The following is a 12040-nucleotide window of genomic DNA, read 5'->3' as shown; positions in this document are numbered from 1 at the left end:
TGCTCGGAATGCCCCACCCTAGAGCTGCGACAGCAATACATATTGCCCTTCGTCGCGGCGCACCAAGGAGAAGTCATGGCTTTGTGCCTCGTCATCATACACGGCTGCATCGGTTCGCGCGATAGCCAAGCGCAGATTTTCGCGGATTGAGTCTGAACTGCCACTATCCAAAGCAAAGGCTTTCTGGAAAACGCCGCGGGCCTCGCCCAGTTTGTCGCGTTCCATCAGCACCACGCCAAGGTTGTTCAATGCCGGAACCGAGGTGGGATCGGCCTTGACCGCCTGACGCAGCAGGGTTTCGGCCTGTCCCAACCGGCCAAGCCGCAGATTGGCTGACCCAAGCGCCGAGAGGACATCGGGTGTCATGCCTTGTTCACCGGCGGCCCGCAAATAGGCGCGCAATGCCAGCTCGAACTCGCCCGCCTCCATCAGGCGATGACCGACCAGCAAACCGTCGACGCCTTTTTCGCTGCCATCGGCGGCGAAGGGTGCGTTGCGCGCTTTATCGGCAGCCGAAAGGCCGCCCGTCGATTGACAGGCGGCCATCAAAGCCAAAGTCACGATCAAAACCGGTGATCGTTTTATCATCTGCGTTGTTAGCCCCCGTTAAGCGTTTTCGAAATTCCATGTACCGACGGGCCAATGAGGATGATCATCAAAGGCGGAACGGTAAACAGCATCGTGCCTAGGGTTAGCTTGGTCGGCAAGGTATTTGCCTTTTCTTCGGCCCGCAGCACGCGTTTGTCGCGCATTTCGGCAGAATAGACACGCAAAGCCTCGGAAATCGAGGTCCCGAAGGTGGCCGATTGCACCAGAGTGGTGACAAAAGACGACACATCGGCAATCCCCACGCGTTCTGACATGTCTTTCAACACGGCAATACGCTCTTTCCCGGCCTTTACTTCATGGGCAACGGTGTCAAATTCGTCGGCCAGCGCCGGATAGCCCGCGCGGCTTTCCTTGGCGACGCGCATAAGCGATTGATCCAGCGATTGTCCGGCCTCGACGCAGACGAGCATCATATCCAGCGCATCGGGAAAGCCCGAGATGATCTGATCCTGACGCTCTTGTATCCGGCGTTGCACCCAGTACTGGGGCAAGTAATAGCCCGCAGCACCCGGCCCAATGGTGCAGATAACCATCATTTGCGTGGTCACATCGTGCTGCGTCTGAACATAGAGCGTGTAAATCACGCCGACAATCAGCAAGCCGATGCCCAAAATCAATTGGGAAAAGTGAAACAGCTGCACCGCGTTTTTCGCGCGATACCCTGCGCGCTGCATCTTTAGGCGCGAGGCCGTCATTTCCTCGGCATTTTGTGGCTCGAGAAAGGTTGAGAATTTTTGCAGCTTGTCAACGGCGCCACCTTTTTTGTCGTTGCGCAGCCCGATAAGCGCGGGGGTGTTGTTTGCGACACGCTGGTTTTTAAGCTTGTCAAAAGGCTCGGGCCCCTTTTTCAGAATGGTTGGCAAGGTCAGCAAGACAAGAAAGACCCCGAGCCCGCCAATCACCATGAGCGGCCCCATCGGACCAAGCGCATTGACAAGCAACTGATTGATATGAGCGATCATTTTGCTTTCCCTTAAACCTTGATATTTACCATGACCTTCATAAAGATCACGTTGATTACGAGCAGCACACCGACAACCAAGGCGGCAGGAATGAACTCTGGTGTGTTTTTGACATCGTCATAATAGTCCGGCTTGATCATCTGGATCATGATGACCGCGCCAATCGGAAAGGCCGACAGGAACATGCCCGACCATTTCGCCTCGGCGGTGATGGCGCGGACGCGGCGGAACAGTTTGAACCGCGCGCGAATAACCTGCGCAAGCCCGTGCAAGATCTCGGCCAGGTTGCCGCCCGATGTTTGCTGAATGGTCACGGCAACGGCCAAAAAGCGCAAATCCTGGCTGTCCATCCGTTCGGCAAATTCTTTCAAAGCCTCGGACACGTCGCGGCCATAGGCGGCCTCATCCGCGATTACGCCAAATTCGGTTCCCAAAGGGTCGGCCACTTCTTTGGCGACGATGGCAATCGCGGATGAGAAGGGGTGCCCGACACGCAAAGACCGTACCATCAGTTCGACAGCGTCAGGCAGCTGCTCTTCCATCAGGTCCATGCGTTTTTTGGCCTTGTTCGATACCCAGACATAAACGCCGCCAACCCCCATCGCGATGGCAATCAAGACCCGCACGGCGGGTTCGGCGTTGGTGCCAAGTGTCAGGCCGACAAAGGAAAACGCGGTGAGGGCGGCCATAATCATAACCAGCTGTTGCGGCGTAAAGGCGATATTGGCCTTTTGCGCCTTGGTCGCCAGAATGGAATAGAGCGGAATGCCGCGGGCCTTGAGGTGCTGGCTCATTTCCTTGCGCAGCTGTTCCAGCACTTGTTCGCGGCTGCCCGATTTTTCAAGCAAGGCAAGGCGGCGGCTGACGCGGTTGTTCAGGCTGATCGATTTGCCGAAAACCGTCAGGTAGATCCCTTCGACCAGTACAAGCACCGCGACGAAGATCAGTATATAAATTAGGGGCGCTGCCGAGAGTTGCATGGAATATCCTTAGGCGATTGGTTCATAGATCGAGGCAGGCAAGTCATAGCCCCATTGGCGGAAGCGCTCGGAAAAGTGCGACCGCACGCCTGTTGCGTTGAAACGCCCGATAATCTTGCCATCGGGGGCAAGGCCAAGCCGCTCATAACGGAAAATTTCCTGCATCGAGATGACCTCGCCTTCCATCCCGGTGATCTCGGTGATCGAGGTCATCCGGCGCGAGCCGTCTTGCAAACGGCTGGCCTGCACAACAAGGTTCACAGCCGAGGCGACCTGACTGCGCACGGCTTTCAGCGGCATTTCAATACCGGCCATCGCGATCATGTTTTCAAGACGCGATACGGCATCGCGCGCCGAGTTGGCGTGGATCGTGGTCATAGACCCGTCGTGGCCGGTGTTCATGGCCTGCAACATGTCGATAACCTCTTCGCCGCGGGTTTCGCCCACGATGATCCGGTCAGGACGCATCCGCAGCGCGTTGCGCAAACAGTCGCGCTGGGTGACGGCGCCTTTGCCCTCGACGTTGGGCGGGCGGCTTTCCATCCGGCCCACGTGGATTTGCTGCAGCTGAAGTTCGGCGGTATCTTCGATCGTCAAAACCCGTTCGGTGTTGTCGATAAAGGACGAAAGCGCGTTTAGCGTGGTGGTTTTACCCGAACCGGTACCGCCCGATACAATGATGTTCAGACGGGTGGAAACGGCGGCTTGCAGATAGGCGGCCATTTCTTCGGTAAAGGCACCGAAATTCACCAGATCAGGGATGCTCAGCTTGTCTTTTTTGAATTTACGGATCGATACGAGGCTGCCATCTACGGCAACCGGCGGCACCATGCAGTTGAAGCGGCTGCCATCGGCCAGACGCGCATCGCAATAGGGGTTCGATTCGTCGACGCGGCGGCCCACGGCCGAAACGATCTTGTCGATAATCCGCAGCAGGTGACGCTCATCCTTGAAGGTGATGTCGGTCAGGGTCAGCTTGCCATTGCGTTCGATAAAGATGCGCTTGGGGCCGTTCACCAGAATATCGTTGACCGACTCATCCTTTAGCAGGGTTTCCAGCGGGCCTAGGCCCATCACCTCATCATAAAGTTCCTGGTTCAGGGCAACGCGGTCATCCTTGTTCAGGGCGACCGACATTTCATCCAGGGTTTCCGAAACGATGGCAGCGATTTCGGCTTTCAGATTGGCTTCGGAGGCGGTTTCCAACGCAGCCAGGTTCAGGTTTTCCAGCAGTTTTTTATGCAGCTCGACTTTCAGCTCCATCAACCTGTTTTTGCGCTTTTGTTCCTTGTCGGCCATCACCGTTTCGGCTGTGCTACGCTCGGCTGTGGCGATGGCAGGGCGCATTTGCACAATCGGCTTTTTTTCCGGTTGTGCCATACGCTGGGGCGCAACGGCATTGGGCCCAACGGCTGCTGAAGCAGCAGGTTTTGGCGTGCCAGCGTTTGTTTTCTTATAGCGCGAGAACATAGGAAATTACCTTTTAAACATAGTCGAATACGGACTTACTTTGACGCAGCGGCATCAGCATTATTTAGTTCATGCAAAGACTTGGCGAGTTTTTGCAATTCTTTGCGGATCGGGTTTTTTGCATTCGATTCTGCCAAAGGCAGGCCGTGGTCATTGGCTTGTGTTACTTGCGGGCCGCCATCGGGCAACTGCACCTCGATAGAGATGTCCAGACTTTCGGCCATCCGCTTTACCCGACTTTTGGCCGATAGATCGGTAAATTTCGGTGCGCGGTTCAGCACAAAACGCAGCTTGTCGGCGGGTAGGCCCTCGGCTTTCAATGCCCGCACCAGACGCAGAACGTTTTGTGCCGAACGCAGGTCAAGCTGCATCAGCGCAAAATACACATGCGCGCGGTTGAGGACGGTTTCTGTCCAGCTGACGATGGTTGTCGGCATATCGATGATAACAAAGTCGAAATTCTGCTGCGCCATGTCGATCAAACGCTCGATGTCTTCGCCGTTCACGATGTCCAGCGGCAGCATATCCGGCGGTGCGGTGAACACATGCAGCTTGTCGTTGAAGGTCAGCATGGATTTCAGGAAGGATTCGCTGTCGGCGCTTGCCGTATCATGCAAAATTTCAAACACGGCATCGCGGCGCGGCAGGTCCAGATTGGTGGAGATCGCACCGAACTGGAAATCAAAATCCAACAGGCAGACGCGCGGGGCGTCGGTTTTAGAGATGGTTGCAAGTTCCCACGCCAGATTGCAGGCAAAGGTAGACGCGCCAACGCCGCCCGACATGCCGTGCACCGGCAGAACCACGCCTTCATGGTTGGGGTTGTCCTTGAGAGCTGTCGAGCGTTGCTGACCGTGGTCAAGCGAAACCGCCGCGCTGATTGCAAGGGCTGGGACCGGCGCCATCAGGGCAGGCGGCGCGCGCATCCGGTCAATGGCGTCATGCAGGGCGCCTTCGGGCAAGGGGTAGGGAACAAAGTCATCCGCGCCAAGCCGCAAAAGCTGATGCAGGGCGACCGGGCTGACATCATGGGCGATCAGCACGACTTTGATTTGCTTTAGCTTGGCCTGCTTGATCAGATCCGTGATTGGCGTCAAATCCACGGTATCTTCGCTGTCCACAGCGATTGCGACAAATTCCAGCGTAGAGGATTCGGGCTGATCCAGAAAGACCAGTGCGTCTTCGAACGACAGGTCACCCCAATTCTCGCCCAGCTCAATTTCCATATCGTCGATCAGCAGATCAAAATTCTGGACGTCACGAGAAATCGTGCAGGCCAGAATTGGCGCAGGTTCTGGGTGGAGATTCGCAACACTCGTCATCAATTCATGCCCTTCAATAGCGGGGAGTCCCTGTGCCGCCGAGGCATTTTTACCCAAGCATCCGGCAAGAAATCAAAACCCCTGCGCAAACCTAAGCCGCGCAACTGTTCCCGATAGGTTTGAAGATGGTGGAGAATGTTGGCGAGATTGGGGCTGAATAGCCACTATTCTTGGGTCTTTTGCTGTCTTGCATACAAAGCTTGGTCAAAATGCTTAATGTAGCGTCGGTGGAAATAAAAAAGGCCGGACAACCGGCCCTTTTTTGTGCCTTATTCAGGGGTTAATTCCCGCTGGTCTGGGTTTTGATAACCCGGTTCGACGGGTGCGCGCGCTGGGCTAACTCTATGTATTCACGGTGAATTACGGCGGCATATTTGCCGTTCAGCACGCTCGGGTGGTTTTGTACGAAACCCGACACTTCGGTCACGGTGCGGCGGTTGCGTTCTTCGGGGCCGGGCGTTTGCACCACAGGGCGGGTTTCGCCGTATGAGGCCATCGCCTCAAGCCGGCTGCGGCTGATACCCTGGCTGGCAAAATAGGCCACAACGGCCTTGGCGCGGCGCAGGCCCAAGGCCTGGTTGGCGGCATTCGACCCTACCAAATCGGTGTGCCCATAGACGCGGAAGCGCACCTCGGGGAAGGTTTTTATCCAATCGGCCTGCTGGCGCAAGGTGGCGATGGCGCTGCCATCCAGTTGCGAGGAGTTGAAGGCAAAGGTGATGGTTGACGGCACTTCATTGGCAAAGCGGCCGGCCAATTGTATGGCATAATCTTTCTGACCCGATTGGATCAGCACGTTATTCATCGTTGCATTGCCGAACTGCTCTGTGTTGTCGGCGCCGGTTTCGCGATTAAATTCTGACCCGCAACCTGCAACGGCAAGCAAGGAAACACCTAACAATAAAGTCGAAATCCGCATTTGCCTACTCCATCACATAGCCGTAAGAGCCGCTGAAATCCTGGCGCGCAACTTCACCGGCGGCCCCTTTGGGCGCGTTTTTGCCGGTGATTTTGCCAAACAGGAATTGCTCACGCTCGGTCGGCAGCTTCACGCGATCGGTGGGCAGGGCCAAAGCCTCGCCGCGGGTTGGTGTGACCAGATGCGGGGTAACGATAATCACCAGTTCAGATTGAGCGCGGGCATATTCGGCACTGCGGAACAAGGCGCCCAACACCGGAATATCGCCGAGCCACGGCACCTGACCGTTGAGGTTGCGGAAATCATCTTGCAACAGGCCGGCAATCGCAAAGCTTTCGCCATCGCGCATTTCCACCGTGGTCGAGGTTTCGCGGCGTTTGAACGCGTTGATGGTGAAACCGCCTGATTGCAATGAGACAGTACTGTCGATCGACGACACGCTGGCATTGATTGTCAGGTTGATAAGATCGCCATCAACCACCACCGGCGTAAAGTTCATTTCAACGCCAAAGGGTTTATATTCGATGGTCACAGTGTCGTTGCCGCCTGCAACGGGAATTGGGTATTCGCCGCCCGCCAGAAACTTGGCCTCTTGCCCTGACAGGGCGGTCAGGTTTGGCTCGGCCAGCGTGCGCACAACGCCTTTGGATTCGAGGGCTTCGAGCAGCACTGCGAATTGTACTGATCCGGCCGAAAAGCCGATCCCCATCGCGCCATTGGCCGTGGTGGAAATAGTGTTTCCAGATAAGTAGTTGTTGATCCCTGTGATGTTGCCTGTAGCAGCGCCGACATTGCTTGAGTTGATGCCCAATGAGGCCGACAGGCTTTTGGAAACCGAGCGCTGCATTTCGGCAAAGCGCACCTTGAGCATAACCTGCTGGGTGCCGCCCACGCTCATCAAATTTGAAATGCGTTCAGGGGCATAGCGGTTTGCCAGATCTAGCGCACGGTCCAGCTTGGCGGTGCTGGAGACAGTGCCGGACAGTACGATACCATCATTGGCGGTGCGTACTTCGATTTGTTCGCCCGGCAAAATCTGGCGCAGGCGTTCTTTGAATTCGGCGATGTCAGGGGTGACGTGTACCTCGACGTTCGAAATCAGGCGGCCATCAGCGCCGAGCAAGGTCATCGTTGTGCGGCCCGGAGCTTTGCCCAGCACATAGATCGACTTGTCCGACAGGGTGGAAATATCGGCAATGCCGGGGTTGGCAATCGACAGCTCGGCAAAGGGCACATCACTTTCAACAACCACGGCGCGGTTCATCGGTACTTGAAGCGCATTTGCAGGTGCGCCAGTCATGACACGCAGGCTCTGCGCCTCAACCTTGCTGGCGACAGGCTGTATCAGGGCCAGGCCAAGCGCCGTCGCCCCGAGGAGGGTCCGCATTCTCATATCACTGCCTTTCGATGGCGCCTCAGAAATGGGTCTCTTTCGCCCATATTAGCCGATACTTTGCAGGGTTTTCGCTTTTATTGCAAGAATCAAAACCTTGAAGGCCGTTCTTGATGTGGGCAAGTTGCAACAAAAACGGATATTGTCGCAACTTGTCGTGTTTTTCCAGTTGCCCGACGCTAGGTTATGTGTGCGGGGCCTTGCGCTTAGTTGGTGCAAGGGATCGGAATATCCACCACTTCGGCGCCGCGGCGGGTTTTGACGCTGCATTGGCGGGCCTGTTCGACAACAGCAGGGGCCACGGGGGCCTGAATACCCAGCAGGGCGGCGCTGTCTACCTCAACCGCATCGACAACTGTTTCATCGCCGGTTCCGACCAGCGACAACGCGAGTCGCCCTGTCGCCTGAGCCTGAGCCAGACGTGCGACTTGTTGCGGTGTTGCCTCTACGGTGACGGTGCGGGCGATGGTTGCGGTTGTGCCGCGGTCACTGTTTGCGGCCTGGTCAATCGCGACCACATTGACGGCAGTTTCGATCAGCTGGGTGAAATCGCCTGTGTTGCTTTGGGTGGAACCGGTCCAATAAACATCAACCTTGTCGCCGGGCTGTACAAAGCCGGAAACACCAGAGGCCACGTCTACCTTGATGGCAAAGGCGCGTTTGCCCTTGGTCAGGCGCGAGGTCAGGCCGATATCGGCACCGGGTTCTGTTACTTTGAAGCCCAGAATCGGTTCCATCTTTTCCATTTGCACCGTCACATAGCGCGGCTGGGCATAGTCGCCCGGAAACAGGGCCGCCTCATCGACATAGGCACCCGGCGCGAGCGATTTCACGGGGAAGGTTGCCAGTTCGACATCTTCTTTCGTAATCGGCGTGCCATAGGCCATGGGTTTGTTGACAACATAAACGTCAACCAACTCGCCAAGCTTTAGCCGCATCGCCTGTTCGCGGGCCACGTTCAGCTGGGCCTGTTTGACATAGCCCTGAACCATCCAAACAGCCGCACCGGCGAGCGCCACCCCGACGATCAAGACAAGTCCAAATACCATACGCATTACAATCACCTCAAATAGAAGGGTCTTTTGACCCTTTGATCAGTTTTTCCCGTAGCCGGAATTAATCTCTCGGAGCGTCACACCAACCTTTTGCGCACCTTCATCGGCTGTAAAACCGATTGGGATAAGAACCGACATCCCCAACCCAATGATCACGGCTGTTAAAACGACCCAATCAACAGTTACAGCGCCAGATTCAGAGGTTAGAAATAGGCGAAGTTTCTGTAACACTTTGGGAATCCTTTGTTCGTTCGCATAGCAGTTTGGGCACGGGCGTTCGTTTCAGGTTAAGTGTTACGTGCAGATTGTGGCCAAAATCGGGTTTCAACCGCGCATTGTCGGGCCAATAACTGGGAGGTCGAAAAGATTTTACAAAAGCCAACCCGCCTGGCCAATGGCCTATACTCGCAAAAAGGCCGCACGCCTTTGGGTGCGACCTTATTAATTTTGCGCTATAGTAAGGCATGGCCTTTAGCCAAGATTACTTGGTGGCCGAAACATAGCCCGGAGTGGTGCCGGCCAGGTTGGTCACAACTTTGCCGCCGAGCGTTTCGATGCCACCGCCGACGGTCGACATAACAACCATGCCCAAGCCAACGATAGCTGCGGTCAAAACAACCCAGTCAACAGTTACTGCGCCGGATTCTTCGTTAAGGAATTTGTTGATGATGTTCTTAAGTTTCATGGTCAGTACCCTTTCAAGGAAGATTTACATACAGGTTTCATCACCGTTCTGGGTTAGTTCGGGTTGGCCTCTGTTCCGCCCCAATAACCATTCCGGTATGCCCCAATAAGCACCCTTAAAAGTGGCATGAATGAGGCAAGGATGTGGAAAATTCGCGATTGGATTAACACATTGGAAACAGTGTGATTTCGTATTTGAAACAGTAACCGGCGTATGTTTGCTGTCTCGCGGTGTCTTGATCGGGTGCTATCCGGTTTGGGCTTTGGGCGCGGCGGGATGGCGAAACGGGCAGTGGATTGCGGCGGGGTAACAGTTGGTCGCGCGGGTGTTTTGGGCAGAGCCGAACCTGTTAAGTAGGAAAGGCCGTATTCTTTGGAGTACGGACTTTTCAACTTTGTGATATTGTGAAGCGCAACCTGTAGCCGGGATTAGTGGAGCGAAACGCAACCCTAAGCGGTAGTGGAGAGGTCGGTCACAACAGTGTTGCCCAGCGTTTAGATGCCGTTGCCAACAATCGACATGACAACCATGCCCAAGCCGGCGATGGCTGTGGTCAATACACCTCAGTCTACAGTTGCGGCGCCAGCTTCGTCGGTGAAATTTTTTTGAAGAGGTTCTTGAGTTTCATGGTGTATTCCCTTTCTGGGGAAGTTTTCATTTAGATTTCAGCACCGTTTGGGGTTGTCTGGGCCCGGACGCAGTTCTTTCCCGATTTCCATCGCGGTATGACCAATTTAGACTCCGCAAATGTTGCCAGCGATGGGAGCGAATTGGACATTTTTAGGTAATTTGCATATTTCCGCTTAAAATCAACCAGCGCGTGGAAAAATGCTGTGTTTCTTGCCTGTTTGGGGTGGAGATTCCCTGATGTTGGCGCATATGGGCTGTTGCATTCCAGCCAACTTGGGCAATTTGGCCACAATTCAACGCTAAAACAGTGGCCAGACAGGCCGAGACCTGCAATGATTTTGGAAAGAAGAACAAAGAGCAGTATTTAAAATGCCTAGAATGGCACTTTCAGGCGCAGTTGCGGTTGCCGCGATTGGTGCATGTTTGGGCGCACCGGAGTGGTGCGGGCCTGCGTTTGCGCAAACGCCGCCATTTCAGGGCGATTTTTCGGCGCGCCGCGTGGTTGTGCCAAAACAGCAGGTCGGTCCGCGTATTACGGTACAGATTGACCCTGCCGAACAGGCCAAGCGTCTGGCCACGGCCCCTAAACCGGTTGTGCAGAACACGCCAGAGCAAACCGATGTTGCTGCAAATGCCCCCATCACCGCCGCCGCACCAGCGGCCTATGGCTGGTTTTGGGATAAGGTGCCCTATGCGCAGGGGGCGAAGGATGGCCGCTATGCCTTGGCCATGGCAAGTCTGACGCAGGGGCCCGCAGGGGCCTCGGTGCGTGCGCCGCGTTTGCAGGATATGCAAGAGGTGGCCGCGAAATACGGAACCGAGATTTTGAAAGCGACGATTGGGACCAATGTGTCGCCGGCCTTTGTTCTGGCGGTGATTGGTATTGAAAGCGCAGGCAAGCCAGAGGCGGTCAGCTCGGCCGGGGCGCAGGGTTTGATGCAGCTTATCCCCGCCACTGCCGAGCGTTTTGGAGTGACCGATGCCGCGGATCCGGTGCAGAACATCAAGGGGGGGGTGGCCTATCTGGACTGGCTGATGGGGCAGTTCGACCGTGACCCGCTGATGGTGCTTGCCGCCTATAACGCGGGGGAGGGCGCGGTGCGGGCCAATGATGGCGTGCCGCCCTATTCCGAGACGCGGGATTATGTGCCAAAGGTGCTGGCCGCATGGCAGGTGGCGCAGGGGTTGTGTTTGACCCCGCCGGAGTTGGTGAGCGACCCTTGTGTGTTCAAGGTGATTTCGGCGGGTGGGTAGTGGTTTTGCTGGGCGCGAAATGGCCAGCGCCGGGGGGCCAGCCCCCCGGACCCCCCGGGATATTTGAGCCGAACAGAAAGAGGCGCGGCGGGGAGGGCCCTGCCGCGCCTTTATTGTATTCTTAGGTTTTCAGCCGACAATCGTTGCTTCGGTCGCGGCGCGCAACTCGGCTTCGGAAACGCCTTCGGCGCATTCGACGATTTTCAGGCCGCCTTCAACCACATCGAGCACGCCGAGATTGGTGATGATGCGGTCAACCACGGCTTTGCCTGTTAGCGGCAGGGTGCAGGATTTCAGCACTTTGGAATCGCCGTGTTTGCTGGTGTGATCCATTACCACAACAACGCGGCCCACGCCTGCGACCAAGTCCATCGCGCCGCCCATGCCCTTGACCAGCTTGCCGGGAATCATCCAGTTTGCCAGATCGCCATTTTCGGCGACCTCCATTGCGCCCAAGATTGCCATCGCGATTTTGCCGCCTCGGATCATCGCGAAAGATTGCGCAGAATCGAAATAGGCGGTTTGCGGCAGTTCGGTGATGGTTTGCTTGCCTGCGTTGATCAGGTCGGCGTCTTCGGTGCCTTCAATCGGGAAGGGGCCCATGCCGAGCATGCCGTTTTCTGATTGCAGCGTGACCTCGATCCCATCAGGGATATAGTTGGATACCAGCGTCGGAATGCCGATGCCGAGGTTTACATACCAGCCGTCTTGCAGCTCTTGTGCCGCGCGTGCGGCCATTTGGTTCCGGTCCCAAGCCATGA

The 12040-nt window shown here is 56.0% G+C and carries 12 protein-coding genes; 1 reads left to right on the top strand and 11 read right to left on the bottom strand.

Going from position 1 to position 12040, the window contains the following annotated elements:
* Nucleotides 1-18: 18 nt before the first annotated feature.
* The 10 genes from AKU79_RS06620 to AKU79_RS06580 all read right to left on the bottom strand — a co-directional run bounded on the left by AKU79_RS06620 (nt 19) and on the right by AKU79_RS06580 (nt 9395).
* Nucleotides 19-585, bottom strand: coding sequence for a tetratricopeptide repeat protein (locus AKU79_RS06620; RefSeq protein ID WP_050523069.1), 567 nt, complete (start codon nt 583-585; stop codon nt 19-21).
* A gap of 11 nt (nt 586-596) precedes the next feature.
* Nucleotides 597-1571 (bottom strand): type II secretion system F family protein, encoded by a 975-nt coding sequence (locus tag AKU79_RS06615; protein WP_050522805.1) that lies wholly within the window; start codon nt 1569-1571, stop codon nt 597-599.
* Between the two features lie 11 nt (nt 1572-1582).
* A complete protein-coding gene (locus AKU79_RS06610; RefSeq protein WP_050522804.1) occupies nt 1583-2551 on the bottom strand; it encodes a type II secretion system F family protein in 969 nt (322 codons plus the stop codon).
* 9 nt (nt 2552-2560) lie between these two features.
* On the bottom strand, nt 2561-3898 hold the full coding sequence (locus tag AKU79_RS06605; protein ID WP_408002837.1) for a CpaF family protein: 1338 nt from the start codon (nt 3896-3898) through the stop codon (nt 2561-2563).
* 158 nt (nt 3899-4056) lie between these two features.
* The gene (locus tag AKU79_RS06600; protein ID WP_050522802.1) at nt 4057-5343 is read right to left on the bottom strand and encodes an AAA family ATPase; all 1287 of its coding nucleotides are present in this window, start codon (nt 5341-5343) and stop codon (nt 4057-4059) included.
* A 280-nt stretch (nt 5344-5623) separates the two neighbouring features.
* Nucleotides 5624-6262, bottom strand: a complete 639-nt coding sequence (locus tag AKU79_RS06595) for an OmpA family protein (protein ID WP_050522801.1) — start codon at nt 6260-6262, stop codon at nt 5624-5626.
* A gap of 4 nt (nt 6263-6266) precedes the next feature.
* Nucleotides 6267-7655, bottom strand: a complete 1389-nt coding sequence (locus tag AKU79_RS06590; protein ID WP_050522800.1) for a type II and III secretion system protein family protein — start codon at nt 7653-7655, stop codon at nt 6267-6269.
* A 206-nt stretch (nt 7656-7861) separates the two neighbouring features.
* Nucleotides 7862-8710: a Flp pilus assembly protein CpaB gene (gene cpaB / locus AKU79_RS06585; RefSeq protein WP_050522799.1), complete on the bottom strand. Its 849-nt coding sequence runs from the start codon at nt 8708-8710 to the stop codon at nt 7862-7864.
* A gap of 39 nt (nt 8711-8749) precedes the next feature.
* A complete protein-coding gene (locus AKU79_RS18910) occupies nt 8750-8941 on the bottom strand; it encodes a hypothetical protein (protein ID WP_082223956.1) in 192 nt (63 codons plus the stop codon).
* A 250-nt stretch (nt 8942-9191) separates the two neighbouring features.
* Nucleotides 9192-9395 (bottom strand): hypothetical protein, encoded by a 204-nt coding sequence (locus AKU79_RS06580; RefSeq protein WP_050522798.1) that lies wholly within the window; start codon nt 9393-9395, stop codon nt 9192-9194.
* A 999-nt stretch (nt 9396-10394) separates the two neighbouring features.
* Here AKU79_RS06580 and AKU79_RS06575 point away from each other — a divergent pair.
* Nucleotides 10395-11279 (top strand): lytic transglycosylase domain-containing protein, encoded by an 885-nt coding sequence (locus AKU79_RS06575; RefSeq protein ID WP_231580112.1) that lies wholly within the window; start codon nt 10395-10397, stop codon nt 11277-11279.
* A 129-nt stretch (nt 11280-11408) separates the two neighbouring features.
* Here AKU79_RS06575 and AKU79_RS06570 read toward each other — a convergent pair whose 3' ends face one another.
* A complete protein-coding gene (locus tag AKU79_RS06570) occupies nt 11409-12038 on the bottom strand; it encodes a 3-oxoacid CoA-transferase subunit B (RefSeq protein ID WP_050522796.1) in 630 nt (209 codons plus the stop codon).
* Nucleotides 12039-12040: the final 2 nt, after the last annotated feature.

It is taken from the genome of Pseudorhodobacter wandonensis (assembly GCF_001202035.1).
GTDB lineage: Bacteria > Pseudomonadota > Alphaproteobacteria > Rhodobacterales > Rhodobacteraceae > Pseudorhodobacter > Pseudorhodobacter wandonensis.
Note: the sequence above shows the minus strand (reverse complement) of the source record. Positions and strands in the feature narration are given on the sequence as shown.